This is a genomic window from Longimicrobium sp. (assembly GCF_036399255.1).
Lineage (GTDB): Bacteria > Gemmatimonadota > Gemmatimonadetes > Longimicrobiales > Longimicrobiaceae > Longimicrobium.
Genome location: NZ_DASWNM010000144.1, coordinates 48,391 through 74,387, shown reverse-complemented (window position 1 = coordinate 74,387; position 25,997 = coordinate 48,391). Strand labels below are relative to the sequence as shown.

At 69.9% G+C, this 25,997-nt stretch carries 23 protein-coding genes, 1 tRNA gene and 1 pseudogene; 12 read left to right on the top strand and 13 right to left on the bottom strand.

What is annotated here, in order from left to right:
• Positions 1-280, bottom strand: a pseudogene (locus VGC13_RS27745) (hypothetical protein); the annotation flags it as partial.
• On the opposite strand from VGC13_RS27745, the gene VGC13_RS27740 reads away from it, so the two are divergent.
• The 10 genes from VGC13_RS27740 (at position 279) to VGC13_RS27695 (ending at position 10,365) form a co-directional block, all read left to right on the top strand.
• The gene (locus tag VGC13_RS27740; protein ID WP_331128575.1) at positions 279-2,540 is read left to right on the top strand and encodes a vanadium-dependent haloperoxidase; all 2,262 of its coding nucleotides are present in this window, start codon (positions 279-281) and stop codon (positions 2,538-2,540) included. The pseudogene VGC13_RS27745 and the gene VGC13_RS27740 sit on opposite strands and share 2 nt — an antisense overlap.
• Positions 2,541-2,993: 453 nt before the next feature.
• Entirely contained in the window at positions 2,994-5,282 is a 2,289-nt protein-coding gene (locus VGC13_RS27735; protein ID WP_331128574.1) for a vanadium-dependent haloperoxidase, read from the top strand.
• Positions 5,283-5,465: 183 nt separating this feature from the next.
• On the top strand, positions 5,466-6,986 hold the full coding sequence (locus VGC13_RS27730) for a hypothetical protein (RefSeq protein ID WP_331128573.1): 1,521 nt from the start codon (positions 5,466-5,468) through the stop codon (positions 6,984-6,986).
• 50 nt (positions 6,987-7,036) lie between these two features.
• Positions 7,037-7,588: a hypothetical protein gene (locus VGC13_RS27725; RefSeq protein ID WP_331128572.1), complete on the top strand. Its 552-nt coding sequence runs from the start codon at positions 7,037-7,039 to the stop codon at positions 7,586-7,588.
• A gap of 319 nt (positions 7,589-7,907) precedes the next feature.
• On the top strand, positions 7,908-8,039 hold the full coding sequence (locus VGC13_RS27720) for a hypothetical protein (protein ID WP_331128571.1): 132 nt from the start codon (positions 7,908-7,910) through the stop codon (positions 8,037-8,039).
• The gene (locus tag VGC13_RS27715) at positions 8,036-8,167 is read left to right on the top strand and encodes a hypothetical protein (protein WP_331128570.1); all 132 of its coding nucleotides are present in this window, start codon (positions 8,036-8,038) and stop codon (positions 8,165-8,167) included. The genes VGC13_RS27720 and VGC13_RS27715 overlap by 4 nt, the downstream gene beginning before the upstream one ends.
• Positions 8,168-8,241: 74 nt before the next feature.
• The gene (locus tag VGC13_RS27710) at positions 8,242-8,373 is read left to right on the top strand and encodes a hypothetical protein (protein ID WP_331128569.1); all 132 of its coding nucleotides are present in this window, start codon (positions 8,242-8,244) and stop codon (positions 8,371-8,373) included.
• A 48-nt stretch (positions 8,374-8,421) separates the two neighbouring features.
• Positions 8,422-8,583, top strand: a complete 162-nt coding sequence (locus VGC13_RS27705) for a hypothetical protein (RefSeq protein ID WP_331128568.1) — start codon at positions 8,422-8,424, stop codon at positions 8,581-8,583.
• Positions 8,584-9,284: 701 nt separating this feature from the next.
• Positions 9,285-9,440, top strand: coding sequence for a hypothetical protein (locus tag VGC13_RS27700; RefSeq protein WP_331128567.1), 156 nt, complete (start codon positions 9,285-9,287; stop codon positions 9,438-9,440).
• A gap of 409 nt (positions 9,441-9,849) precedes the next feature.
• Positions 9,850-10,365: a putative immunity protein gene (locus tag VGC13_RS27695; RefSeq protein WP_331128566.1), complete on the top strand. Its 516-nt coding sequence runs from the start codon at positions 9,850-9,852 to the stop codon at positions 10,363-10,365.
• A gap of 98 nt (positions 10,366-10,463) precedes the next feature.
• On the opposite strand, the gene VGC13_RS27690 is transcribed toward VGC13_RS27695, so the two are convergent.
• Positions 10,464-10,537 (bottom strand) — tRNA-Arg (locus VGC13_RS27690).
• Between the two features lie 224 nt (positions 10,538-10,761).
• Here VGC13_RS27690 and VGC13_RS27685 point away from each other — a divergent pair.
• Positions 10,762-11,616 carry a glycosyl hydrolase family 18 protein gene (locus tag VGC13_RS27685; RefSeq protein WP_331128565.1) on the top strand — a complete coding sequence of 285 codons (855 nt, stop codon included), beginning with the start codon at positions 10,762-10,764 and terminating at the stop codon, positions 11,614-11,616.
• 301 nt (positions 11,617-11,917) lie between these two features.
• Here VGC13_RS27685 and VGC13_RS27680 read toward each other — a convergent pair whose 3' ends face one another.
• The 11 genes from VGC13_RS27680 to VGC13_RS27630 form a co-directional block, all read right to left on the bottom strand.
• Entirely contained in the window at positions 11,918-12,310 is a 393-nt protein-coding gene (locus VGC13_RS27680) for a VOC family protein (RefSeq protein WP_331128564.1), read from the bottom strand.
• Between the two features lie 108 nt (positions 12,311-12,418).
• Entirely contained in the window at positions 12,419-13,231 is an 813-nt protein-coding gene (locus VGC13_RS27675; protein WP_331128563.1) for an AraC family transcriptional regulator, read from the bottom strand.
• A gap of 287 nt (positions 13,232-13,518) precedes the next feature.
• A complete protein-coding gene (locus VGC13_RS27670) occupies positions 13,519-13,917 on the bottom strand; it encodes a hypothetical protein (protein WP_331128562.1) in 399 nt (132 codons plus the stop codon).
• A 250-nt stretch (positions 13,918-14,167) separates the two neighbouring features.
• Positions 14,168-15,295, bottom strand: coding sequence for a hypothetical protein (locus tag VGC13_RS27665; protein WP_331128561.1), 1,128 nt, complete (start codon positions 15,293-15,295; stop codon positions 14,168-14,170).
• 534 nt (positions 15,296-15,829) lie between these two features.
• Positions 15,830-16,483, bottom strand: coding sequence for a protein-L-isoaspartate(D-aspartate) O-methyltransferase (locus VGC13_RS27660; RefSeq protein ID WP_331128560.1), 654 nt, complete (start codon positions 16,481-16,483; stop codon positions 15,830-15,832).
• The gene (gene surE / locus VGC13_RS27655) at positions 16,480-17,229 is read right to left on the bottom strand and encodes a 5'/3'-nucleotidase SurE (RefSeq protein WP_331128559.1); all 750 of its coding nucleotides are present in this window, start codon (positions 17,227-17,229) and stop codon (positions 16,480-16,482) included. Before surE ends, VGC13_RS27660 begins: the two co-directional genes overlap by 4 nt.
• 423 nt (positions 17,230-17,652) lie before the next feature.
• Positions 17,653-18,657: an ROK family protein gene (locus VGC13_RS27650; RefSeq protein ID WP_331128558.1), complete on the bottom strand. Its 1,005-nt coding sequence runs from the start codon at positions 18,655-18,657 to the stop codon at positions 17,653-17,655.
• A 539-nt stretch (positions 18,658-19,196) separates the two neighbouring features.
• Positions 19,197-20,042, bottom strand: a complete 846-nt coding sequence (locus VGC13_RS27645; protein ID WP_331128557.1) for a glycosyltransferase family 2 protein — start codon at positions 20,040-20,042, stop codon at positions 19,197-19,199.
• Between the two features lie 95 nt (positions 20,043-20,137).
• Complete coding sequence (gene lepA / locus VGC13_RS27640) at positions 20,138-21,937, bottom strand: translation elongation factor 4 (RefSeq protein WP_331128556.1); 1,800 nt, start codon at positions 21,935-21,937, stop codon at positions 20,138-20,140.
• Positions 21,938-22,080: 143 nt separating this feature from the next.
• Positions 22,081-22,851, bottom strand: coding sequence for a TonB-dependent receptor (locus VGC13_RS27635; RefSeq protein WP_331128555.1), 771 nt, complete (start codon positions 22,849-22,851; stop codon positions 22,081-22,083).
• Between the two features lie 590 nt (positions 22,852-23,441).
• A complete protein-coding gene (locus VGC13_RS27630) occupies positions 23,442-24,212 on the bottom strand; it encodes a carboxypeptidase-like regulatory domain-containing protein (RefSeq protein ID WP_331128554.1) in 771 nt (256 codons plus the stop codon).
• Between the two features lie 336 nt (positions 24,213-24,548).
• Between VGC13_RS27630 and VGC13_RS27625 the strand changes: the two genes are divergently transcribed.
• Complete coding sequence (locus tag VGC13_RS27625) at positions 24,549-25,856, top strand: DUF5723 family protein (protein ID WP_331128553.1); 1,308 nt, start codon at positions 24,549-24,551, stop codon at positions 25,854-25,856.
• Positions 25,857-25,997: the final 141 nt, after the last annotated feature.

The window sequence follows — 25,997 nt, the reverse complement described above, 5'->3', positions numbered from 1 at the left end:
ACGGCAAGGTGGAGCCGGTGATCGTCTGATCGCAGGATGACGGCGCGGCGGCGCACCCCTGCGCCGCCGCGGCAGGATGAGCGCAATCGATCAATCCGGGACCCAACGAGGCCCCCGCCGGCACAGCGCCGGCCGGGGGCCCTTTTGTGTTCGTGAGATAATCGGAAGAGACGGTGAGAGAGCTGGCCAGCCAGGCCACCGCCGGCAAAACGACCGGCACCGCAGCCCCGCCGCGCATCGGCGGCGGGACGGACACGCACCCTGGCAGGAGCACGACCATGGCAAAGGCACACGAGTTCACCGAGGACTTCAACGACAACACGGCCGACACCACCCGGTGGTGGGTCTTCGGCGACGCGCGCGAGGTGAACCGGAGGCTGGAATGCTGGCAGTCGAGCAGCGCGGCCAACAGCTACGCGGGCTACACGGCAAAGGGCACCTACGACCTTACCGGGTCCATGATCTGGGTGGAGCTGGTGCGGGGTCCCCGGAGGGGCCAGGCCCGGCTGCGCGCGTACCTCAGCGAGGGCAACGAGCTCAGCATCGGGCTGGTGGACGGGCTGCTGCGCTGCGAGCAGCAGACGGGCGGAGCCTACCTCGTCTTCCTCACGCTGCCGTACGATCCCGAAGCCCATCGCTGGCTGAGGATTCGCGAGCTCAACGGCACGATCTTCTGGGAGACCTCTGCGGACGCGAGCGCGTGGACGACGCTCTACAGCAACCCGGCGCCGTTCGCCGTCACCGCCGTCAGCCCCGGCATCTTCACGGGCACGTACGAGCCGGTTCCCGCGCCGGGGGTGGCGATCTTCGACAACCTGAACGTGATGGAGACCAGCCGCGCGCGCCGGGTCGACGAGCGCCGCTTCTCCGCCCGCGAGGTGCGCGAGGAGGCTGCCCGCGTCGCCGGGAACCGCAGGCACGACGAGCACGCCAACAACAACGACGAGGTCAACTACCCCACGCGTCTGCTGGCCGGCGTCTATTCCAAGAGCCTCAAGCACGACGCGCTGGGCGATCCCGACCCGGGCTCGTACGCCACCCTGCTGCGCGCCCTGGAGAGCCGGGATCCCGCGGACTTCGAGGAGATCATCCTGGCCTCGTCCACCGCGCTCAAGCTCACCAACCCGCAGTCGGGGCTCGCGTTCGACGTCGCGGGACCGGACGCGCAGGAGCGCACCCTTCCGCCCGCGCCGCGCTTTGACAGCGACGCGGCGGCGCACGAGATGGGCGAGCTGTACTGGATGGCGCTGGCCCGCGACGTCTACTTCGGCAGCTACGGCACCGATGCCACCGTGGCCGCGGCCATCAGCTCGCTCAACGGCGAGTTCGCCCGCTTCGGCGGAACGGCGCCGGTCACCGCGCAGAACGTCTTTCGCGGCATCTATCCGGGCGAGCAGGTGGGGCCGTACGTATCCCAGTTCCTCGTCAAGGGAAGCACGGACCCGCGCAAGCCCAACGGCCTTGGCCTGGACGGCAACGAGGGCTTCATCTCGTACGGCGCACGCGTGATCGACCAGCGGCTCATCCCGGCCGCGTCCGGGGTGGACCACCTGACGGACTTCCCGACCTGGCTGGACGCGCAGAACGGGGTGGACCGTCGCGGGCTCGACACCTTCGACCCGTCCAGGCGCTTCATCCGCAACCTGCGCGACGGCGCCACCTTCGTGCACTTCGATCAGGTGATCGACGCGTTCTACAACGCCGCGTGGATGCTGATGAGCGAGCCCACCGGCAACCAGCTCACCTTTCAGAGCGGCATCACCGGCCGGGCGCAGATCGACCTGGAGTTCCCCAAGGACCAGGGAAATCCGTACGACCCGCCCGGCACCACGATGGACAGCCGCACGCAGGCCGGCTTCGGCACCTTTGGCCCCATCCACCTGCTGCAGGTGCTGAGCGAGGTGCTGGGCCGGGCGATCCGCGCGGTGTGGTGGCAAAAGTGGGGCGTGCACCGCCGGCTGCGGCCCGAGGAGTACGGCGGCCGGGTGCACAACCACGTCACCGGCGCGCGCACCTACCCGCTGCACGCCAGCATCGTCACCTCGCTGCAGACGGGCGGCCTCGCCCCGTACTTCGGGCAGACGGGGGAGCGTTTCCCGTCCTCGTACCTGCTGCCGCAGGCGTACCCGGAGGGCGCACCCACGCACCCCGCGTACGGCGCGGGGCACGCCACCGGCTCCGGCGCCTGCGCCACCATCCTCAAGGCGTTCTTCGACGAGACCGCGCCGATCCAGAACCCGGTGCTGTCCAACTCCACCGGCCTCTCGCTCGTCTCCTACACCGGCGCCGACGCGGGGCAGATGACGGTCGGCGGCGAGCTCAACAAGCTGGCGGGCAACATCGCCCTCTTCCGCAACGCGGCGGGCGTGCACTGGCGCTCGGACTACACCGAGTCGCTGCCCTTCGGCGAATCGATCGCCATCGGGCTGCTGCAGGAGATGTCGCTGGGCTTCAACGAGGACGACGCGTTCTTCGAGCTGACCAGGTTCGACGGGCAGAAGATCCGCATCTTCGACGGCAGGGTGGTGCCGGTGGCCTGACGCGATCCCGTCGGCTGCCCTTGCGCCGCGCTTGCGTAAAGGGCAGCCGTCGAAAGCCGTATTCTCTCCGGCAGAGGAGGCCGGGCACTGCGTTCGGCGATGCAGTGATCAGCCTCCTCTGCTTCTTGCGCCAGATGGTTTCTCCTCCGCCTCCTTCCGACGCGAGACACTCCTCACCCGCCCCTTCCACGATTGACAGCGGCCGGAGCCGGCATTAGGTATTCATCACAAATAGGCTCGATAGGTCCGAACGGCATTCAAACGGAGTTCCCCGCACGGAAGGGGGCTGAAAATCCAGGCCCGTCGGCGCACCGCGTCCGGCGGGCCTGGGAGCAACTCGGCGATGGAATGCCGCGCCCGCCCCGGGCGCGGCATTCCTTTCACCCGGCGCCCGCTCCGGCCGCGAGCGGACGTGCCCACGGGCCGGCGCGGCCCCATGCATGAGGAGGCACAATGGCGAACGCTCAGTACCTGGTGGACGACTTCAGCGACAACTTTCCCAACCCCGACGTCTGGGCCCCCTATGGCGGCGGCGAGCGCGAAACCAACCGGCGCCTGGAGATCGCGCTGCGCAGCGGGATCGCGAACGACGGCGGGTACACGTCGGTGACCGGCTACGACCTGACGGGCTCCTGGGTGCACGTGGAGCTGGTGCAGGCCCTGCGCGCCTCCCCTGCGCTGGAGGTGTACCTCACCCTCACCCGCGACAGCACCCACGCAGTCTCGCTCCTCATCGCGGGCGGCATGCTCTTCTCCAGCCAGCTCGTGGCCGGCATTCTCAGCGACGTGGCCATGGCGGCGTACGACCCCGAGCGCCACCGGTGGCTGCGGCTGCGCGAGCAGAGCGGCACGCTGTTCTACGAGTCGTCGGCGGATGCGGCGCGGTGGGAGGTGCTCGCAGCCGTACCCGTGCCGTTCGACCTGACGGTGGTAAAGGTCAGCATCGGCGCGACCACCACCGATCCGGTGCCCTCGCCGGGGACCGCCATCTTCGACAACGTGAACGCGCCCGACACCGGCGTTCGCCGCCAGGTGGAGGAGCGGCGCCTCGCCGCGCGCTCGGTGCGGGTGCAGGCGGCGGAGCTGGCGGCGGAGCGCCGGCACCAGGAGCACGCCAACAACAACGACGAGGTGAACCATCCCACGCGCCTGCTGGCCGGCCTTTATTCCAAGAGCCTCAAGCACGACGCGCTGGGCGATCCCGACCCGGGCTCGTACGCCACCCTGCTGCGCGCGCTGCAGAGCCGCGACCCCGGCGACTTCGAGGAGATCATCCTGGCCTCCGCCACGGCGGTCAAGCTCACCAATCCACAGTCGGGGCTCACCTTCGACATCGCGGGGCCGGACCCGCAGGAGCGGACCCTTCCGCCGGCGCCGCGCTTCGACAGCGAGGTGACGGCGCACGAGATGGGCGAGCTGTACTGGATGGCGCTGGCCCGCGACGTCTACTTCGGCAGCTACGGCACCGATCCCGTCGTGGCGGCGGCCATCAGCTCGCTCAACGGCGAGTTTCCCCGCTTTGGCGGCACGGTGCCGGCCACCGCGCAGAACGTCTTTCGCGGGATCTATCCGGGCGAGCAGGTGGGGCCCTACGTCTCGCAGTTCCTGCTCAAGGGCAACATCGACCAGCGCAAGCCCAACGGGCTGGGGCTGGACGCGGTGGAAGGGTTCATCTCCTACGGCGCGCGCGTGATCGACCAGCGGCTGATCCCCGCGGCCACCGGAGTGAACCACCTCACCAGCTTTGCGGCGTGGCTGGACGTGCAGAACGGGGTGGACCGGCGGGGGCTCGACCAGTTCGACACCACCTCGCGCCGCTTCATCCGCAACCTGCGCGACGGCGCCACCCTGGTGCACTTCGACCAGGTGATCGACTCCTTCTACAACGCGGCGTTCCTGCTGCTCTCCGAGCCGGCCGGCAACCAGCACTCGTTCCAGAGCGGGCTGACCGGGCGGCCCCAGGTGGACCCGGAGTTCGCCCGCAACCCCGGCAATCCCTACTACTCGCTACCGGGCGTCTCCCGCACCCAGGCCGGGTTCGCGACGTTCGGGCCCGCCCACCTGCTGCAGGTCCTTTCCGAGGCGCTGGGCCGTGCGCTGCGCGCGGTCTGGTGGCAGAAGTGGGGGGTACACCGGCGGCTGCGGCCCGAGGAGTACGGGGGCCGCGTGCACAACCAGGTCCTGTTCACCAACACGGGCGGGTCGGCGGGGCGCAGCTACCCGCTGCACTCCAGCATCACGGCCTCGCTGCGCACCGGAGCCCTGGCGCCTTACGTTGGCCAGGCGGGCGAAAGCTTTCCGGATTCGTACCTGCTGCCGCAGGCGTACCCGGAGGGCGCACCCACGCACCCCGCGTACGGCGCGGGGCACGCCACCGGCTCCGGTGCCTGCGTCACCATCCTCAAGGCGTTCTTCGACGAGAACGCGCCCATCCAGAACCCGGTGCTGTCGAACTCCACCGGTTTCTCGCTCGTCTCCTACACCGGCGCCGACGCGGCGCAGATGACGGTTGGCGGCGAGCTCAACAAGCTGGCGGGCAACATCGCCCTCTTCCGCAACGCGGCGGGCGTGCACTGGCGCTCGGATTACACCGAGTCGCTGCCCTTCGGCGAGGCCATCGCCATCGGACTGCTGCAGGAGATGTCGCTGGGCTTCAACGAGGACGACGCGTTCTTCGAGCTGACCAGGTTCGACGGTCAGAAGATCCGCATCTTCGACGGCAGGGTGGTGCCGGTGGCCTGACGCAGGCCAGCCGCCACGCACGACGGCTGAGGATGGAAGCGCCTCCGGGATGCCTCTCCCGGAGGCGCTTTCGTGTTGACAGCGAGGCCGGCGGCAGCAGATTGTGAAATTCTGGCTTCGCGGCCGTATCCACCCGCCCTTCCCCGCCGCGAGCCCCGCAGCCGCCTGCCCCGGAGATCCAGCGTGACCCGCTCACCGAACCGCGTTCTTCTGCTTCTGTGCCTGGCCGCCGGCGCGGGGTGGGCGGCGCCCGCCGCGGCCCAGACGACCACGTTCCGCGGCACCATCCTGTACGAAAAGATCCCGGCGGGGCCGCAGGGGCTGCGGCTGGACGCGCCGGTGCGCGCGCCGGCGGCGGGGATCCGGGTGGAGATCGTGGCGTCGCCCGGCCGCGCGGTGCTGGCCAGCGGGTTCACCGACGCAAAGGGCGGCTACTCCATCCCCGTGCGCCTGGCGCGCCAGCCGCAGGTGTACGTGCGCGCGCTGGCGCAGACGGAGAACGCCACGGTGGTGCGGGCGGGCGACCGGGCGGAGTGGTCCATCGTCTCCGAGCCGTTCGCCCCGCCGCGCACGCGCACCGTGCTGCGCGACCTGCTGGCCACCGACAGCAGCCGCGTGGCGGGCGCGTTCAACATCGCCGCCACCATCTGGCGCGCCAACACGCTGGTGCACGCGGCGCAGCCGGGCGTCACCCTGCCGCGGGTGGAGGTTCGCTGGGACACCACCTACGCGGGCAACACCTTCTTTCGCCCGCACGAGGCGGTGGCGTTCATCAACGGGCGGCGCGGGCACGACAGCGACGAGTACGACGACCACGTGATCGCCCACGAGTACGGGCACTACCTGATGTCGAGCTTTTCGCGCGAGTCCAGCCCGGGGGGCGACCACAGCTTCAGCGAGCAGGTGGACCCGCGGCTGGCGTGGTCGGAGGGGTGGGCCAACTTCTTTGCCGCGGCCACCACGGGAAGCCCGCACTACATCGACACGGGGGCGGTGCGCGGCCGGCAGGTGGTGCTGGTGCAGATGGACCTGGAAGACGACGTGCCCTCCGGCGACCACCCGGGCATCTACAGCGAGCACTCCGTCTCGTCCGTGCTGTGGGACTGGTTCGACGAGGCGGCGGACGCGCCGGACGCGCTGGCGCTGGGCTTTACGCCCATGTGGACCGCGTTCGTGACGCTGGCCAAGCAGCCCGACGCGTACCTGCTGCGCTACGCCAACGCGCTGGCCGCCGCCACCAAGCAGAACGGGCCCATGGCGGCGGCGCTGGCGGCCCGCGGCATCACCTATCCGCCCGGCGAAGAGCCGCCCGCGCCGGATCCGTTTCCGGAGGCGATCCCCTCCGGCAGGACGGTGACGGGCTCCGCGGACAGCCGCAGCACGCGGCGCAGCAACCTGTGGCGCTCGTCGTCGCACTACTGGTTCAGCATCCCCGAAGAGCGGCCGGTTTCGATCACCATGAAGATCACCGCCGCGGGCGACACGGCGCGCGCGGACCTGGACCTGTTCCTGTACGATGCCGAGGGCGAGCGGGTCGCCTACTCCGACGCGGTGAACGGCGTGGGCGGCACGGAGCAGATCTCGCGGCGCCTGCCGGCGGGCTACTACCGCATCGAGGTGCGCAGCTGGGCCAACGCCAACGATTCGAAGCTGCGCCCCGCCAACGCGCACGAGGGCACTTTTTCGCTGGTGGCGCGGTACTAGCCCCACCCGACGCGCGGCGCCGGGCCCATCCATCGTCCCCAGGGGACCCCATGAGACGCACCCTGCTCCACCTCTTCATCCTTGCGGCCGCCCTTCCGGCCGTGGACGCGCACGCGCAGGCGGCGGAGTCGCGCGGCGTCGCCAGCGCACCGGCGGCGGTCCGGCTGGCGGACGGCGGCGGCAAGGTGACGGCGCCGGTGGAGATCGAGGTGGTGCCGCAGGCGGACCCCGGCCCGGGGCGGCGGCGGGTGCGCATCGTCGCGCGGCCCACGGTAAACGCGGCGTCGCTGACCATCGACGTGAGCGCCGAGGACGGGCTCGCCGTCGCCACCCCGGCCGCGGCCACCTGGACCGCCACGGCGCACGCGGGGGAGGAAGTGGCGCGCGAGGTGGACTTCACCGTCAGCGGCCCCGGCGAGCTGCGGCTGGTGGTGACGGCCACCGTGAAGCACGAGAACAACTTCACGCAGACGGGGATCCACGACTTCGCGCTGCGCCCCGACGTCGCGACCCGCGCCGCCGCCTTCACCAAGAGCTTTCGCCCCGTCGCCACGGACCCCGGCGGCCGGACGGTGGTGGAGATCCCGGCCAGGACGCCCTGATCCGAATCCGCGGAACCAATGAGCCCCCGCCGGCAGCACGCCGGGCGGGGGCTTTTTCGTGTTTCCGGCGAAAGGATCTACCGAATCACAAAGGACCTGCCTCACGGAGAGATGCGGAGACACGGAGAGAAAAGAGAAGGCAACCGGTCTGTGCATCCAGCCGGCACCATCCCCGCCCGCACCATCCAATCGCCCTTCGGCGCGCGTCCGCCACGGTTCGTCCCATCCTCGTCGTCAGCCGGCGGACCGCAGACCATCTTTGCGTCGGGGCGGGCACCGAGCGCCGCGCCCCGCTGATCAGACCCGTGGAGATTGCACGATGAACAAGCTGACGCTGAACACGGAAGCGCTCATGGTCAGTTCCTTCGAGACCAGCCTGCCGTGCGCGGACCTGGACTTCTCGCTGACCACCAGCGGAGACGACATCGAACGCATGGAGGCCGCACGATGAACAGGCTGACGCTGGACGTGGAGACGCTCGCGGTGGACTCGTTCGATACCGGGCTGGCGGAACAGGACTGCCCGACCGCGAGCGCCGGCGGGGCCACCGGCACGGAGGCGCGCCCCTGCCCTGTCTGAACGCTTCATCCAAAACTCGCTCACCGAATCCGCGAACGGGCGGACGTACTCGACATTTTCCAGGAGACCGCACGATGAAGACGCTGACGCTGGACGTGGAGACGGTCACGGTCGACTCGTTCGCCACCGCCCTGCCGGACGAGGACTGCACGGGCGTAAGCGCCGGCGGTGCCACCACCTCCATGGCGCGCCCCTGCCCTCTCTGAGCCGGGCAGATCCCACCACGCATCTACCAGAACACCGGAGACCGTACGATGAAGAAGCTGAGACTGAACCTCGATGAACTTGCCGTCGCGTCGTTCCAGACCACCCCGCACGAGCGCGACGGAGGAACCGTGCACGGCTACGACCTGTTCGCGTGGAGCGACACGTCCGTCTGCCCCAGCGCCACCACCACGCGCACCGGCCCTCTCTGATACCAGAACCCGAAAAAGAATAATCGTACAGAGGAACAGAGCCAGACAGAGAAAGCGAGCTGAATATCATCTTAGTTCCTCTGTCTGACTCTGTTCCTCTGTACCTATAAAGATGTTGTTTTCCCCGATTCGGTATGACTCCCATCCGCGGTTCGCACCCAGTATCAGAATTAGCTCCGCGGGCCGACGGCCATTAGGCGCTGGGCGGCGGCCTGTGCGCCGTCTCCGCGCAGCGTGGGAGCGATGGATCGGGCGCGGCGGACCACGTCGGGCTGCAGGGCGTGCTATAGGGCTCTCCCGGGTACGTGTGGGCGGGTTGCCGATCATGAACACCGCTCCCGCGTACGGGTCCGTCTGCTGGGTGGGGCCGGCGCACGGCCACAAGTGTGGATGGGCACCGGGGCCTTGCCGCAAGTCTCCCCCGTTGCGATATTCTCCGTCAGACGGAAACGCGGGCGGCAGCCCTGGCCGGTGCAATCGCCCGCGAAAAGCGGATCCCAAGGCATTCGAGGACCCACGCAGAGCAGCGTCTGCGCGGGTCTTTTTCGTTGGTGCCGATCAGAACGGATCGTGGCCTCCGGCACCGGCAGGCGGATTATCACTATCTTTTCACGAAATTAAATTGTTGACCTGGATACCTTCTGCACGTTAGCGTACAGGCACGAGAAGCGTCCCCCCAGCCATTCCCCGAAGAGGTTTCCATGCGCCTGGACCCATTCGCCCTCGACGTGCAGTCGTTCGAAACGAGTCCCTCCTTCGAGGAGGACGTGGCGCTGCCGACCGAGCCGATTCCCATCGATCCGGAAACGCGCTTTCATCCGTGCACCCGCCAGCTGACCTGCGTCGGCTGCGCGTAACGCGCGAGCCCGTGCACGGCAGATGACGGAGCGCCCCCAGCCACTCGGCTGGGGGCGCTCGCGATTCCAAACAGAGCCGGGCAGAAAACCGCAGCTTCGTTCCGTCGGGAAGGACCTGGTGATCGGACGCGGCCCGTGGCGGCAGCGTTCCCATATCGTAGAAAGATGGCCATGGTACGATGATCCCATGCCGCGGTCGTTCGGCGACTCGAACGCGCGGGCTCATCCTCATACCAGATCCGGCGAAACTGTCATTCTGAGGGAGGCGCCGCGCAGTGCTCTCCGTATGCCCGGGAGCGTGGCGCCGACCGAAGAATCTTTATGCTGCATGCCGGGATCTCGAGGCCACGATGTGTTTTCCGGGCATTGCCCGGAAAGGGATTCCAGCTCCAACCGGACCGGTGCAACCATGATCCTCCCCAAGATCCGCGATCCCCGTTTCATCACCATCCGCCGCGGGGGGACGCTCACGGACGCCGACCACCGGCTCCTGGCGTTGTGGGCGGCCGCGTGCGCCGAGCACGTCCTGCACCTCTTCGAGTCGGTGCAGCCCATGGACCCGCGGCCCCGCCAGGCAATCGAGCAGGTTCGGGCGTGGACGCGCGGCGAGATCAGGATGATGCAGGCCCGCGCGGCGGGCGGCTCCGCCATGGCCGCGGCAAGAGTCCTGAGCGGGGCCGCCAGGCACGCCGCATTCGCCGCCGGCCAGGCGGGCGTGGTGGCGCACGTCGCCGCACACGAACTCGGTGCCGCGGCCTACGCGATCAAGGCGGCGCGTGCGGCCGCGCCTGAAGGGCAGGGTGAGAGCGCCGGCCGGCGCGAGTGCCGCTGGCAGCGCGAACAGCTCCCCGACGCCATTCGCGAGCTCGTTCTGGACGATCAGCGGCTGCGAAACGGGATCTGCTGGTTGGTGTTCGACTGCTGACGGGCGCGACGGCTTGTCTCCCCCCGAGTCCGGCGGGGCGATGGACAAAAGAAGACCGCAGCACGGCACCATGCCATGCTGCGGTCGTTCGCATTCAGTGCCCCCGGCGCGATTCGAACGCGCGACCTCAGGATTAGGAATCCTGCGCTCTATCCTACTGAGCTACGAGGGCGGGCCCGTCCGCAAAAACGGTGTGGACCGGCGCAGAATCTAGGGAAATCCACGCCCGGGGTCAACGGAGGAACCCATCCCGGCCAGGACCATCGGAACAACCTCCTGGGAAAACGCCCCGAGGCCACGTATCGTTGGCGCATCCCGGGGCCAAGCGGTATATCCATCCGACCGCCACCCGGGACCACACCAGAATCACCCCCCGCCTTTCAGACAGGACCGGACATGAGCAGAGCACCCTTCCCCACCCCCTTCGCCGGCACGTACTACCCCCTCTACAACTCGGGACCCAAGCAGTACATCCAGCCCACCCTGAACATGCCGTTCGACAAGGTGAGCGCCCTCTTCGTCGCGTTCGCCCACGCCTACGCGTCCGGCCCCACCAGCGCCACGCTGCAGCTGGAGCAGGGACAGCCGGACGAGCCCGCGCGTCTGGGCCTCCTGGTGCAGGTGGCACGGCACCGCAATCCGGGGATCAAGATCCTGATCTCGCTGGGTTGGGGCCACGACGACTGGACGTACATCGCCGCCGACTACGCCAGCGGGTCGAACCAGTTTCCACGCACCGTGGTCGCCCTGATCCGGCGGTACGAGCTGGACGGGTTCGACATCGACGACGAGAGCATCAACGGCTCTTCCGGCAAGATCACCCAGGATCAGTTCAACGGCGTCGTCTGGAACCTTCGCAACGCCCTGGACGCCGCCAGCGCCGCCGACGGCAAGCCCTACTTCCTGACCATCACGCCCGCGGGCGGGGCGGCAGAGGTAACCGGGGACAACATGGGCGCCTTCGACCTGATCAACGCGCAGTGCTACGGCTGGTCCTACCCGGACGACTTTACGAAGCTGGGCTATCCGCGGGGGCAGGTGGCGTGGGGCATCAACACCGAAGACGATCCTCCCGCGTACCCCAGCCAGGCGCAGTACCAGGGGCTCGCAGGCATCTTCAACTGGACGATGTCCGCGGACAGCGTCCGCAACTATCAGTACACCCTCCAGATTGCCCGGGACGTGGGATACCGGACGGTGGGCGCGGACCAGCCCGGCATCCCGGCTGAACAGCCAGCCCTGGAAAGCTGAGATCGAGCCCGCCTGAACGGTCCGATCCACATTCGCGGATAACAGCCTCAGGCGGAGGCGCGGAGAGAGCAACCCTTCTGCTCCGTGTCCCCGCCTGAGGCAAGTCTTTTACGGGCTCACCGGGATCGAGCGGCGCACACACGCGCCACGGCGCCGTATCCACCCTGCACGTTCGGATGAACTGCGTTGGGGTACAGAGGGACAGAGAAAACAGACGAAACCCTCGTTCGGGCCTCTGATCCTCTGATCCTCTGATCCTCTGTTCCTCTGTACCCCAAGCCTTTTGTGAGTTGGTAACCGCTCAGCCGATCGGCGCGAACAGGTCCACGCTGGTGCCGTCGGGATCGTGCATCACGGCATAGCGCTGGCCCCAGAAGGCGTCCCAGGGCGGCTTGTGGCCGTGGTATCCCAGCCCCGTCAGGCGCTCCCAGGTCGCGTCCACCTCCGCCGGGCCGTCGCACAGAAAGGCGAGGCCCACACGCGGCCCGCCGCTGGGCGGCTGCCAGTCCGGATCGAACGAGCGCACCACCTCCACGGTGTCCCACGCCAGCCGCATCCCGCCGGACAGCTTCGTCTCCACGTGCGGCTCCGCATCCATCTCCGGCGGCAGATCCAGGCCCAGCTCGCGGTAGAACGCCAGCGAGCGCGCCATGTCGCTGACCACGATTCCAATCAGGTCCAGCCTGGGCTTCATGCAATCCTCCATCGGGGTGTGTGCGATCCGGAACGGTCCGCCTGTGGGACGAAAGCTAGCCGGACGCGGTGCGGAGGTCTTGAACGAATCGGACATCCGCCGGGCGGATCAGAACAGCTCCGCCTTCTGCAGCGCGGACTCCGCACCGGGCAGAAGCTCCGTGGGCGACCGGCCGGCCAGCTGGCGAAGCTCGCGCGTCATGTGCGCCTGGTCGGCGTAGCCCGCGCGCAGGGCCAGCGAGGAGAGGACGGCGTGCGGCCCTCCGGCGGTCGCCAGGGCCAGCAGGCGCTGAAAGCGGAGGATGCGGTGCAGCGTCTTGGGCGCGTAGCCTACTGCGGAAAGCATGCGCCGCTGCAGCTGCCGGTCGCTCAGGTGCAGCGCCCGCCCCAGCTCGTGCACGCGGCCGTGCGGATGCGCCGCCAGCCAGCGGACGGTGGCGCGGATGATCCCGTCCGGCGGCGGCGAGCCGGCCAGCTGGCGCGCCAGCAGCGCCCCCGCGGCGGCGAGCCTGTCCGCGACCGGCTCCACGTCCGCGACCGCGGTTGAGAAGCGGCGGGCCAGCGCCGGCGACACGTCAGCCAGCGGCAGGTGCTGGTCCTGCAGCTCGCTCGCATCCACCCCCAGCACCCCCGCACACCACCCCGGCCGGAATCGCGCGCCCACCAGCAGCGTCCCCGGAGGCAGCAGCGCCACGCTGGCCCGCGTCGCCGGCCCCGCGACGGTCGGCTCGCCATTCACCCAGATCACGTCGACGCACGCGTCCGGCAGCACGTTCTGCTCGAGGTCCACGTCCCCGCCGCCCACCTGCTGCGTCCACAGGCAGACCAGGTGTTCGCGCGCCGCGTCCGGCGGCGCGAACTCGTGGTACGCCGAGGTCGGCTGGATGGCGGCGGGGCGGTTCGCGGCTGCGTCGGCGGACATTCGGACCGGCAGAATGGGATGCGGCTCCTTCACGCACCGTGAGGGAAGTAACTTCGAGCGCGCCGCGCGTCCAGGCAACGCTCTCGACCTCGCACGGAGTCGACGAAGTCGCGCCCTCTGTTAACTCTGTTGACTCTGTGTGAGGCCTACTCTTTTCAGTGGAATACGCAGCGACCCTCCCCGGCGCGGTAAGCCAGGGAGGGTCGCGGATGATGTGGATTCAGCGAGGGCGAGCCGATCGGCCGCGCACGGACGGATGATGTCGATCACCCGCCGCCACGCAGGGATCAGCCTTCGTAGCGCACCCGCAGCTCGGCGACCCACCCGGGCTTGGGAACGCCGCTCTGCTCGTAGCCGCGGCCCACGGCGTCCAGCACCGTCACGGCGGCCTGCTTGCGCGGCACCGGGCCCAGGTCGTGCACCAGCAGCGAGAGCGCGGCGGTGGCGTCTTCCAGCTCCACGTTGCCGGCGCGCGTGGCCGCGTACTTCACGTACCAGTTGCGCAAACGTCGCAGCGTTGGCGCATACGGCTCGGTGCCATGCAAAAAGTTGCGGAGCCCCATGGGGCTCATGCCGATCTCGCGCGCCACGCCCCGGAGCGAGGTGTTCTCCACGTGCGCCGCGGCCACTTCCCGCACGTGCCGGATGGACGCGGTGCGCGGATCGTCAGGGATCTGGTCCTTCATCTTCGGTATCTTCCAAGGGGTGGAACGCGATGCTTCCGCACCCGGCCTGCCCCTCAACATAATACCGAATAAATCCCGAAGCAACCCCAAATCAGGACATCGTGCGTACACGCGAGCCGCCACGCAGGTGCCCCGGCGGCGAATCTCCAGATCCCGCGCGCCTTTCCTCCAGATCACGCCGAGCGCAAAAGGACGCGACCCCCTCCCGGTCCGCGGGAGAGGGTCGCGCGTGGCCGCCGTCGGACGGAATCTACCGTCGCGCGCCGTATCCCATCACGTAACCGGCCACAAGCAGCGCCAGCGGATCGGACGCGGTGCCGGAGAGCAGGTCGTCCGGGCGCTCGCGCAGGGTGCGGGCGATGTCCTCCAGCCGCGCCGCCACGTCCGCGAACACGCCGCCGGCCGTCGTCCCCGCGACGGCGGCGGCCTCCACCGGGGCCACGGCCTCGGCTTCGTCGAGCGCGGCGGCGGTGAACGGGTCCGGCTCGGCGGAAAGCACCGCTTCCGTGTCCGCCACGAACGGATGCGCGTCCGCGGTCGCCACCGCCGGCTCCGCGGGCGCGGCCTGCCACTCCTCGTCCAGCGACGCCGGCTCCGCGATCGCCGCCGCGGGCTCGTCGTCGAAGGCGACCAACGGCGACTCCGCGATGGCGGCCGCGGGCTCCTCATCGGCCGCGGCCGGCTCGTGGTCGGCCGCGGCCGGTGCGGCGGCGGCGAAAGTGAGCGCGTCGTCCTCCACCGTCACGTCGAAGGCCGGCTCGGCGGCGGCAGCGGCGGCGGGCGACTCGAAGGTCACCTCCGCGGCCGGTTCGGCGACCGCCGGCGGCTCGGCGGCTTCGGGCGCGCCCAGCAGCCAGTCGGACGGGTCCAGTGCGTCGGCGGAGCGATCCGCCGACGCGGGCGCGGCTTCCCGCCACTCCGCCGCCGGCGTGGGGGCCAGGAAGCCGAGGTCCTCCACCGGGGCAAAGTCCTGCAGCCCCTCCACCGGCGCCACGGCGTCCAGCTCCGGGCGGGCATCGTCCGTGGCGCGGTCGTCCCACGCCAGCCAGTCGGGGAACGCCTCGTCCTGCGCGGGCGCGGCGGGCGCTTCGGCCGGCGGCCCCTCGGCAATCGCCTCGCGCGGCGCGGGGCGCTCCAGCCAGGGCAGGTCCTCGTCCTCCGCCGGGCCCGCGGCCCCCTGCGGCTGCGCGGCGGGCTCACTGACGATGGGCGTCTCTACGTCCCACGGCATCGTCGCCCGTCCGGGGGCGGCCGTCTGCGGCTCTGCGGCGGCGGCCGGGGGCTGCGGGGCGGGCGCCGGGGGGCTGGCCGGGCGCGCCGCGGCGGCCGGGATGAACGGCGGAAAGACGAAGCCGTCCAGGGAATCGCCGTTGCTCATGGATGCTCGGGAGTGCGTGGCCGGCCGGCGCGCGGAAGCGTGGTTCCGCGTGCGGCGTGGGGCTGGAGGACGTGAGGCATGTGCCGCAAAAACGTACGGCGTGCAAACTGGACTGTCAACGAAATCGAAGGAATGGCGCGGATCCGACGGCGCCGGACGGGAGCTTGATGCCCTCTGAACAGATACGTCACTGGCGCCCTCGATCTGTCATTCCGAGGGAGCGCACACCCCGCACCTTTGCCAGCCACGGAGCCGGTGCGCGACCGAGGAATCTACTTTCCGCCTCCTCGTGGCCTGCCGCGACGCCCCGGACTGGCCCTGTCCGGCTATTTCGCGGCTACGACGATGGCGCGGGCTGCCGCGTCCGACCTCGCGCGAGCCGACGGTAGATTCCTCGGCCCCGCAGCCTGCGGGTTGATCGTCCGAGTGCAGCGCGAGCGGGCCTCGGAATGACAACCCTGTTGTCGTCCAGCAGGGTGCGCGGAGTGCCGGTGGGACTCAGGACGCCATTTCGGGTGAGGGCCTGAAAATCCTCTACGACGCCTCGCTGGTCCAGCCAAAGCGCCCCAGCAGGGGCACGAAGGTGCACTCCGTCACCTCGCGCTGCGTAAAGGTGTTGCCCTGGCGCTCCACCAGCATCAGCTGCTGCGTCGTGCGCCCGCCGACCGGGATCAGCATCCGCCCGCCCTCCGCCAGCTGCTCCTTCAGCGGCGCCGGCACCTCCGGCCCCCCCGCGGCGACGAGAATCGCGTCGTACGGCGCGTACCGGCTCCACCCGATCGTCCCGTCCCCCACCAGGATGGCCACGTTGCTGATGCGCAGATCATCCAGCTTTTCGCGCGCGCGCGTGGCCAGCTCGCGAATGCGCTCCACCGAGTAGACGCGGTCCACCAGCTGCGCCAGCACCGCCGTCTGAAAGCCGCACCCCGTGCCCACTTCCAGCACCTTGTGCGTCTTTCGCAGGTCGAGCACCTGCATGTACAGCGCTTGCAGCGAAGGCTGCGACGCCGTCTGCCCAAAGCCGATGGGCACCGGCGCGTCCTGGTACGCGTGGTGGCGCACCGCCTCGGGAACGAACTCGTGCCGGTGGATGAGGTCGAAGGCGCGCAGCACGTTCAGGTCGCGGATTCCCCGCTGCTGCATGGTGCCGATCAGGGCGCGGCGCTGGCCTTCGTAGCGGTCCGTCATACCGCCAGGTCCCACGCCGCCACGTCCGCCAGCAGGGCGTGGTTGGTCAGGTCCAGGTGCAGCGGCGTCACGCTCACGTAGCCGGTGTTGATGGCGTGAAAGTCCGTCCCCTCGGGCGCGGACCACTCCACCTCGCCCCCGCCGATCCAGAAGTACGGCTTGCCGTTGGGGTCCACCGCCCTGGTCAGCGAGTCGATGTACACCCGCCGCGCCAGCCGCGTCACCTGCACCCCCTTCACCTCGGAGGCGTCGATCGGCGGCAGGTTCACGTTCATCAGCGTCTCGCGCGGAAACGCGCCGGGGCGCACCATCTGCGGCAGCAGCTTTGCCAGCAGCGGCCCGTAGCTCTGCATCTGCTCCGGATCGCGGCCCGTGTACGAGACGGCGATGGCGGGAATACCCAGGATGGTGGCCTCCATCGCGCCGGCCACCGTGCCGGAATAGAGGACGTCCTCGCCCATGTTGGGCCCGTGGTTCACCCCGCTTACCACCAGGTCCGGGCGCCGGTCCAGCAGCGCGCCCACGGCCAGCGCCACGCAGTCGGTGGGGGTGCCGTCCACGTGGTGCACCCCCTCGCGCACCTTACGGGCGCGCAGGGGAAAGTGCATGGTGAGCGAGTGGCTGGTGGCGCTCTGCTCGCGGTCGGGCGCCACCACGTGCACGTCGCCCAGCGTGCGCGCCGCGTCCGCCAGCAGCGCGATCCCCGGCGCAAGGTATCCGTCGTCGTTGGTGCAGAGGATGAACATCCGCTCGTCGTCTGATGGTGCGATTGCGTGGTGCTGTACGGGCTTCTACTGCCGCCCCCTCCGCTCGCCTGGGCTCGCACCTCCCCAAAACTGCTGGGGGAGGTTGAAGTTCGGCTGAGATCCGGATTCGGCGACAGGCATCAGACTGCGCAGGCGAGGTGCCCCTCCCCCGGCCCCTCCCCGTTCGTTCCTCACGGAGAGGGGAGAATTCGATCGCGATCCGGCAGCCTGTCGGGCGCGTCATCCTCCCCCACGCAGTTTGTGGGGAGGGCCGGGGTGGGGGCGCCTGCCGATGCAGACCGATCCCGATCGAAGCGTCTGATCCCCTGCCCCACCCCAACCTCCCCCGGCAGTTTCGGGGGAGGTGCGAGCCTAAGCGAGCGGAGGGGGCGCCGGGGACTCGCGACGGACTCTCGGATCCCCCTACACCGCCCCGTAGTTCTCGCGCTTGAACACGCCCGCCGCGCCCACCACCCCCGCCGTCCCCGGCAGCTCGGCGGGGACGATGCGGCAGCACTCCTGGGCGCTGCGAAAGGCGCGGCGGCGCACTTCGGCGCGCAGCGGCTCGAACAGCGTGTCACCCGCGCGGGTCACGCCGCCGGCGATCACCACCATCTCGGGGTTCAGGATGTTGATGATGCTGGCCACGCCGGCGCCCAGGAACTTGGCGGTGTCCTTCATCACCTCCGCCGCGTAGGCGTCGCCCAGCACGGTGGCCTCGTAGACCGTGGCGGCGGTGATGTCTTCCATCCGGCCGCCCACCATCTCCACCAGCACCGTCTCGGCCCCCGCCTCGATCCCCTCCACCGCGCGCACCGCGATGGCCGGGCCGCTGGCGTACTGCTCAAGGCACCCGTAGTTGCCGCACTTGCAGCGCCGGCCGTTGCTGTCGATGGTCATGTGGCCGATCTCGCCCGCCACGTCGCTGCAGCCGTGGTAGATGTGCCCGTCCAGCACGATCCCGCCGCCGATCCCCGTTCCCAGCGTAAGGCCCACCAGCGTGTCCACGCCGCGGCCCGCGCCCAGCCACCACTCGCCGTAGGTGGCGCAGTTGGCGTCGTTGTCCAGCGTGCAGGGCAGCTTTACCTGGTTGCTCACCAGGTCGCGCAGGGGAAAATTGCGCCACCCCAGGTTGGGGGTGTTGATCACCGTACCCGTCTTGCGGTCCAGCGGCCCGGGCGAGCCGATGCCCACCCCCGCCACCGCCCCGCGCGTGGTCCCCGCCGCCTGCGTCACCTCGCCCACCGCGTCCTCCACCATGTGGACGATGCGGTCCACCACCGCCTTGGCGCCCCGCTGGGCGTCGGTGGGCAGCGTGCGCAGCCCCAGCACGTCTCCGCCCTCGATGGGCACCAGCCCCACCACGATGTTGGTGCCGCCGAGGTCTACTCCGACGATCCACTTTTTCTCGGCCGTTCCGGGCGTCATGGGCAGTCTGCTCTCGTGTGCCGCGGCATGCGGGCGGCGGGATCGGGGATGCGGCAACCTAACATCCGCCGGTTCGCCGTGAAAGCCCGCGCCCCTCCACAGATGCACGTAGTGGACGCACTGCCGACGATAGGGAATAGGGAATAGGGAATAGGGAATAGGGAATAGGGGACAGGGGACAGGGGACAGGGGACAGGAACAGCCGGCAACGGCGGGGTGGATGCCGCTACTGCTGGCCAGGTTCGGTGAGCAGGGGTCTGCGCAGCAGGTGGGGAACTCAGACGGAGTCAGCAGAGTTGCTCCGATCGACCCTGCCGCCCCTCCCCAATCCCGCCACGCCCACAGCACTCTCCCTGCCACCTCTGCCTCCAGTCCGCGAAGGCGGCCTTCGTGTGCTTGTTGCAGCGAATTCATTCGCCCTTGCAGCCCTTGCAGCGGACACAAAAAGCCGCGCCCCTCCACGGACACGGCCTTTCCCCTGCTGGCTATTCCCTATTCCCTATCCCCTATTCCCTGTTCCCTATTCCCTATTCCCTTCCCTACCCGTCCACCCGCAGCGTCGCATCCGCCGCCATCTCGTCGATCCCCAGCGGCGCCCGCACAATTCCCTCGCGGCGGATGCGCGCGCGGAACTCGCGGTTGCGGCGCACCTTCTCGGGGTCCGCGTACGGGCGCTCGTGGTGCAGGTGAAGCACCGGCGCGCGAAAGCGCACCTGCACCCCGCGGATCCCCGCGTTCTCCAGCCGCTCGCCCAGGGCGCGGTCCAGCCCGCCGTACGCCATGTCCGTGTCGTAGCCGTTGACGGCGATTACGTCGTCCTTCCAGCCCCCCGCGTTGTGGCCGTTCCACGTGGGCCGCGTGGGCGTCAGCCGGTCCAGCGCCGCCGCGAGCGCCGCCGAGCGCGTCAGCCGCACCCCGTGCCGCCCGCCGCGCCACCCGTGCGCCCGCAGCCAGGTCGGATCCGCCACCCGCATCTCCCGCACGTCGTCGACGCCGATCGCCGCGGTGACGTCCGCGGAAAGCTTCAGGTATCCGCCGGAGAGAAAGTGGCCGGGGCGCGCCAGCCGAACGTGCGTGGCCAGCAGGTCCTCGCGCGGAATGCAGTCGCCGTCCGTAAAGAGCAGGTAGTCGCCGGACGACGCCAGGATGGCGCGGTTCAGGATCTCCGTCTTGCGGAACCCCCGGTCCTCGTGCCAAACGTGGACGATGCGCAGCCCCGTCTCCGCCCGCATCCGCTCCACAACCGCGCGCGTCTCCGGCCCCGACCCGTCGTCCGCGACCACCACCTCGAAGCCGCGGAACGTCTGCGCGCCGTATCCCCACAGCACCAGCTCCAGCTGCCGCGGCTGGTTGTACGTCGTAACGATCACGGACGGCCGCGCCATCGCCATCGCTCAGCCCGCCCGCACGTGCGAAAGCGGGAGCGCGAACCCCTTTCGCACTCCCGCACTCACGCACTCACGCACTTCCGCACTCCGCCTCATCCCCCGATCTGCAGCACCGCCAGGAAGGCCTCCTGCGGAATCTCGACCGTGCCCACCTGCTTCATCCGCTTCTTGCCCTCCTTCTGCTTCTCCAGGAGCTTGCGCTTGCGGGTGATGTCGCCGCCGTAGCACTTGGCGGTCACGTTCTTCCGCAGCGCGCTCTTGCTTTCGCGGGCGATGATCTTGTTGCCGATGGCCGCCTGGATCACCACCTCGAACTGCTGCCGGGGGATCAGCTCCTTCAGCTTCTCGGCGATGGTGCGGCCGTACTCGTACGCCTTGTCGCGGTGGATGATCACGCTGAACGCGTCCACCGGGTCGCCGTTGATCAGCATGTCCAGCTTGACCAGCGGGTTGGCGCGGTAGCCGGCCAGCTCGTAGTCCAGCGACGCGTAGCCGCGGGTGGCGCTCTTCAGCCGGTCGTAGAAGTCCAGCACGATCTCCGCCAGCGGCAGCTCGTAGCTCAGCTCCACGCGCTGCGGGTCGGGGTACGTCATCCCCATGAAGTTGCCGCGCCGCTCGTGGCACAGCTTCTGGACCGCGCCGATGTACTCCGCCGGGCACATCACCCGGGCGCGCACGTACGGCTCCTCGATCTCGTGGATCTTGGTGGGGTCCGGCAGCGTGCTGGGGCTTTCCACCCACAGCTCTTCGCCGTCCGTCATCGTCACCGAGTACTTTACGTTCGGGACGGTGGTGATCAGGTCCAGGTCGTGCTCGCGCTCCAGCCGCTCCTGGATGATCTCCATGTGCAGCAGCCCCAGGAACCCGCAGCGAAAGCCGAAGCCCAGCGCCAGCGACGTCTCGGGCTCGTACACCAGCGAGGCGTCGTTCAGCTTGAGCTTGGCCAGCGCGTCGCGCAGGTCCTCGTACTGCTCGGTGTCCGTGGGATAGATCCCCGCGAACACCATCGGCTTGACCTCCTGGTAGCCGGGAAGCAGCTGCTCCGCACGGTTCTCCGCGTCCAGGATGGTGTCGCCGCTGCGCGTGTCGGCCACCCGCTTGATGCCGGCGATCACGTACCCCACCTCGCCCGGCCGCAGCTCGGGCGCGGGAAAGCGCCCCAGCTGCAGGTACCCCACCTCGTCGATGGGATACACGCTGTCGTGCGCGCCAAAGGCGATGCGCATCCCCGGCTTCAGCACCCCGTCCACCACGCGGATGCTGGGCACCGCGCCCACGTACTTGTCGTAGTACGAGTCGAAGATCAGCGCGCGCGGCGGCGCGGCCGGGTCGCCCTGCGGCGGCGGCACCTTGGCGACCACCGCCTCCAGGATGTCGGCGATGCCGATCCCCGCCTTGGCCGACGCGGCGATCACGTCGTCCGGGTCCACGCCCAGGAGGTCCACCAGCTCGGCGCGGCGCCGCTCGGGCTCCGCGCCGGGAAGGTCGATCTTGTTGAGCACGGGGATGATCTCCAGCCCCGCCTCCATCGCCAGGAACAGGTTGCTCAGCGTCTGCGCCTGCACGCCCTGCGACGCGTCGACGACGAGGATGGCCCCCTCGCACGCGGCCAGGGAGCGCGACACCTCGTAGGTGAAGTCCACGTGCCCCGGGGTGTCGATCAGGTTCAGCTGGTAGTCGCGGCCGTCACGCGCCTTGTAGCGCATGCGCACCGCGTTCAGCTTGATCGTGATCCCCCGCTCGCGCTCGATGTCCATGGAGTCGAGCACCTGGTCCTTCATCTCGCGCAGCTGGAGCGTTCCCGTGGTCTCCAGCAGGCGGTCGGCCAGCGTGCTCTTGCCGTGGTCGATGTGGGCGACGATGCAGAAATTGCGGATATGGTCCAGTCGCAACGTGCGATTCCCGATGGGAGAATTCAGGTCGTTCGTTCAGTGCAAAGCTCTGTAAGTTAACCCCGCGGAGGGGGATGGAGAAAGCCCCGTCCCGCCGGGGGCGGCCGGGGGCTCGCGGACGTCCGCCTTTCTTCGCCGCGGCGCTACCAGCTGGCGCGGGTCCAGTACAGGTACACGCCACAGTTGTAGATCCCTTCGCTGGCGTACTGCTGGAACTCGGGGGGCACCTCGCTCCACTCACGGTACACCTCCACCGCCTTCACGTCGCGCGGTCCGATGATGTGCGACAGCTCGCGGCGGGTGCCCGCGCGAAACTGCGGCACCGGAACGCCGTCCAGCAGCATCACCATGCACCGCCACCCCCGCTGCGACCGGGGCCGCGTGCCGCCCCGGCCCTGCCGCTCCACGTACAGCCCGGGCACGCCGCGCAGCAGGTCGCCCGCGTACGCCGCCCCTCCGCTGCGCTGCTCCAGGTAGGCGGAATCCAGGAACACGCCCAGCCCCAGCGACCGGCGCCGCTCGAACCCCTGCCGCCCCCGCTCGTTGCGCCGCTGGCCGTACACCACCACGGTGTCCAGCGCAAACGGCCGCTGGGTCATCGCGATCGCCACGCCGGCCTGCGGCCGGCCCACCTCCACCGCCGCCACCTCCGCCACGGTGTACCCGGACCGCCGGGCCTGCACCCGGTACGTCCCCGGCCGGCGAACACGCAGCACCACGGTGCCCTGCTCGTCGGTGAACCCCGCGGCCGCCAGCGAGCCGTCCGCCGCCTCCACGCGGACCATGGCCTCGGCCACGGGAGCGCCGGTCGCCGCGTCCGTGGCCACCGCCCGGACGGACTGCGCCGCCGCCGGCCCCGCCGCCAGGACCGCGAGCACCGCCCCCAGCCACCGCCGCCCGCGATTCGTCACCATGCGTCTCGCCTCACGAAGGGAAAAGAGGACCGCACCACAGGCTGAACCCATCGAAAAAGGTTCATCGCAGATCTGGCTGCAGGCAAACGTCGAGGGTCCGTCGTGCGGCAAGCCTGCCGTCGTGCCGTCGCAAGCTCCCGCAGCGGTGAGTATCGCTGAATCCTCCGCAGAGACCTTTCCCGCCGCGTACGCGCCGCAGCTGGCGGACGCCTCCACCTGCCGCGCGTCTTTTCCACGCGCCTGCCCCGCCGTTGAGCCGGAAGGGAGCGCCGGTGCGTCCGCTGGACCGGGACGTTGTTCCACCTTCCGTGCGTCCGAAATTCCACGAGATCGCGCGGCGGATATCGGTGGCGGCTGGCTCCCGGGGCGCTCCGGCGGCATGGGTGCCTCCCTCGGAAAACGCGGATGGCCCCCTGCCACATTCCACCCGCCCGCCGACCCTCCGCTTTGCCTCCACCGGGCATCGTGCCGCAGTGATGGATCGGGTGCTCATCCCCGCCGACACATGATCTGCCGCCCCTGCAACGAGATCGACGAAGAACCCGAAAAAAGGCCGCCCCGCGCCGGGCGAACGCGCGAAGACGGCCGGCCTACCACCCCGCGCGGGTCCAGTACAGGTACACGCCGCAGTTGTTGAAGCCGTTGTTGGCCCAGCGCTGGAACTCCGGCGGCACCTCGCTCCACTCGCGGTAGATCTCCACCGACTTGATGTCGGTCGGGCCGATCACGTGGTGCAGCTCGCGGCTGCCGCCGTCGTCGAACCGCATCGACAGGGGGTATCCGTCGATCAGCATCACCATGCACCGCCAGCCGCGCAGCGAGCGGGGCACCGTGACCCCGCGCCCCCGCTGCAGGTACGTGCCCGGCACGCCGCGCAGCATGTCGCCCACGTAGGCCGCGCCGCCCATGCGCGGCTCCAGGTACGCCGAGTCAAGGAACACCCCCAGCCCCAGCGAGCGCCGCCGCTCGAACCCCTGCCGCCCCCGCTCGTCGCGCGTCTGCCCGAACACCACCACCGTGTCCAGCGCGAACGGCCGCTGCGCCATCCGCACCGCCACCCGCACCTCGCCCCCCGCCGCCTGCACCGCCACCGCGCCGGGATGGTAGCCGGAGCGCGTGGCCTGCACCCGGTATGGGCCCGGCCGCCGCACCCGCAGCGTCACACTCCCGTCCGAACGCGTAAAGCCCGCCGCGGCCAGCGAGCCGTCCTCCGCCTCCACCCGGATCATCGCCTCCGCCAGGGGGGCGCCGGTGGCCGCGTCCACCGCGGACGCGCGGATCGTCTGCGCCGCGGCGGGCGCGGCGGAAAGCACTGCGAACAGCCCCGCGAGGATGGACACCCGCTTCGTGCGCGTCGTCATGGAATCGCGGTCCGATGATCGGGGGTGATGCTGCGGATGATGGGGCGTACGAACGCGGAGCCGACATCATTCTCCCCGCGCGCGAGCAACGTCTACACCAGCCCCCGCCGGCGAAGTTCCCTCGGGTTCCGGGAGAAATCCAGGCGGGGACTGAAGCGAAAACGGTTGCCGCCCGCGCACGTTCCGGCTATTTTCGGCACGCCCGCGGCACCCTGCGTCCGGATCTCCGGCCGCACCCCCCGCCGCGGGCACTCCCGCACCCTTTTACGCGCGCCCCTTCCGCTCCCGGAATCCCGGATCGGTACGCGCATCCCACGAACCAACCCGTTTGCATAGATGAAGATCCATCGTCTGGCCATCGCCGCGGCCGTGGCCGCCGCCGCGCCGGCCGCCGCGCAGGTGCCGCTGACCCCGCGCGCCCTGGGGATGGGCGGCGCGTACATCGGCGTGGCGCGCGGGGCCGAGTCGCTGTGGCAGAACCCCGCCAACCTGGGGCTTCCCAACAGCCCGCACTGGTCCGCCGCCATTCCCACGCTTTCCATCGGACTGGGCACCCGCGGCATCGACACCGACCAGCTGGGCGACCTGCTGGCGTACAACGAGCTCAGCGAGGCCGAGCGCGACGCCCTGCTGGCCGACATCCCCGCCGGCGGCACGGGCGTGGACGTGGACGTGCGGGCGCCGCTGGTGGCGCTGCAGGTGCGGCGCTTCGCCGTGGGCCTGAGCTACCAGACGGTGGGCAGCCACACGGTCAACAAGAGCATCGTCGACCTGGTGCTGAACGGGTTCGATCCCCAGAACAGCTACACCATCGAGAACACCGAGGGCTTTCGCGCGGGGTTCTGGGACATCGCCGCGGCGTACGGGCGCCGCGTGGGCCCGGTCAGCGTGGGCGCCACGGCGCACTGGTTCATCCCCCGCGAGATGGTGCGCTCCGGGCTGGTGGCGGCCGACACCACCTTCACCGACATCAGCGGCTTCAGGGTGCCCACCGACATCCGGGTGACGTACGCGGGGATCGCCAGCGAGGGCGGCAGCGGCCTGGGGCTGGACCTGGGCGTGGCGGCCGAGCCCATCCCGGGCCTTACGGTGAGCGCCGCGATCGAGAACGCCTTCAACACCGTGCAGTGGAGCGGCGACCTGACGCTGCGCACGGTGACGCTGGACCGTGAGGACTACGAGGACGGCGACCCCGAGGGGGTGCTGGAAGAGTACGACGACAGCAAGCGCGACTACAACACCGCGGTGGACGTGGCGCAGCCGTGGGACCGCCTGGCCGACTCGGTGCTGGCGGACCGCGACGCGGGGCTGCCGGCGGTGCTGCGCGCGGGCGCGGCGTACCGCCTGGGCACGGGCACCACGCTGGCCGCCGCGTTCCGGAGCGAACTGGGCGGCGGCTCGCCCGTGGGCGCGCTGTGGGACCAGCAGGTCAGCCTGGGCGTGCAGCAGCGCATCCCCATCGTCACCCTGCGCGCCGGCTTCGCCAGCGACATGGAGGACGGCACGCTGCTCAGCGGCGGCCTGTCGCTGGGCCCCATCCAGCTGGGCGTGGCCCGCATCACCAGCGGCTCGGGCAATGACGAGCGCAGCGGCTGGATCGCCACCTTCGGCCTGGGCGGCCGCAGCGACACCACCATGCCCTAGCCGAAGCCGGGAAACAACAGCTCGATGGGTACAGAGGAACAGAGTCAGACAGAGAAGCGAGCTGAATCATCATCTTGCTTCCTCTGTCTGACTCTGTTCCTCTGTACGATCATTCTTTTTCAGGTTCCGGTAGAACCGAAG

Bases quoted from the DNA above. Each gene is read 5' to 3' on its own strand.
- VGC13_RS27740 (WP_331128575.1), top strand. From the start codon at position 279: ATGGCAAAGGCACACGAGTTCACCGAGGACTTCAACGACAACACGGCC.
- VGC13_RS27735 (WP_331128574.1), top strand. From the start codon at position 2,994: ATGGCGAACGCTCAGTACCTGGTGGACGACTTCAGCGACAACTTTCCC.
- VGC13_RS27725 (WP_331128572.1), top strand. From the start codon at position 7,037: ATGAGACGCACCCTGCTCCACCTCTTCATCCTTGCGGCCGCCCTTCCG.
- VGC13_RS27720 (WP_331128571.1), top strand. From the start codon at position 7,908: ATGAACAAGCTGACGCTGAACACGGAAGCGCTCATGGTCAGTTCCTTC.
- VGC13_RS27715 (WP_331128570.1), top strand. From the start codon at position 8,036: ATGAACAGGCTGACGCTGGACGTGGAGACGCTCGCGGTGGACTCGTTC.
- VGC13_RS27710 (WP_331128569.1), top strand. From the start codon at position 8,242: ATGAAGACGCTGACGCTGGACGTGGAGACGGTCACGGTCGACTCGTTC.
- VGC13_RS27705 (WP_331128568.1), top strand. From the start codon at position 8,422: ATGAAGAAGCTGAGACTGAACCTCGATGAACTTGCCGTCGCGTCGTTC.
- VGC13_RS27700 (WP_331128567.1), top strand. From the start codon at position 9,285: ATGCGCCTGGACCCATTCGCCCTCGACGTGCAGTCGTTCGAAACGAGT.
- VGC13_RS27695 (WP_331128566.1), top strand. From the start codon at position 9,850: ATGATCCTCCCCAAGATCCGCGATCCCCGTTTCATCACCATCCGCCGC.
- VGC13_RS27685 (WP_331128565.1), top strand. From the start codon at position 10,762: ATGAGCAGAGCACCCTTCCCCACCCCCTTCGCCGGCACGTACTACCCC.
- VGC13_RS27680 (WP_331128564.1), bottom strand. From the start codon at position 12,310: ATGAAGCCCAGGCTGGACCTGATTGGAATCGTGGTCAGCGACATGGCG.
- VGC13_RS27675 (WP_331128563.1), bottom strand. From the start codon at position 13,231: ATGTCCGCCGACGCAGCCGCGAACCGCCCCGCCGCCATCCAGCCGACC.
- VGC13_RS27670 (WP_331128562.1), bottom strand. From the start codon at position 13,917: ATGAAGGACCAGATCCCTGACGATCCGCGCACCGCGTCCATCCGGCAC.
- VGC13_RS27665 (WP_331128561.1), bottom strand. From the start codon at position 15,295: ATGAGCAACGGCGATTCCCTGGACGGCTTCGTCTTTCCGCCGTTCATC.
- VGC13_RS27660 (WP_331128560.1), bottom strand. From the start codon at position 16,483: ATGACGGACCGCTACGAAGGCCAGCGCCGCGCCCTGATCGGCACCATG.
- surE (WP_331128559.1), bottom strand. From the start codon at position 17,229: ATGTTCATCCTCTGCACCAACGACGACGGATACCTTGCGCCGGGGATC.
- VGC13_RS27650 (WP_331128558.1), bottom strand. From the start codon at position 18,657: ATGACGCCCGGAACGGCCGAGAAAAAGTGGATCGTCGGAGTAGACCTC.
- VGC13_RS27645 (WP_331128557.1), bottom strand. From the start codon at position 20,042: ATGGCGCGGCCGTCCGTGATCGTTACGACGTACAACCAGCCGCGGCAG.
- VGC13_RS27635 (WP_331128555.1), bottom strand. From the start codon at position 22,851: ATGGTGACGAATCGCGGGCGGCGGTGGCTGGGGGCGGTGCTCGCGGTC.
- VGC13_RS27630 (WP_331128554.1), bottom strand. From the start codon at position 24,212: ATGACGACGCGCACGAAGCGGGTGTCCATCCTCGCGGGGCTGTTCGCA.
- VGC13_RS27625 (WP_331128553.1), top strand. From the start codon at position 24,549: ATGAAGATCCATCGTCTGGCCATCGCCGCGGCCGTGGCCGCCGCCGCG.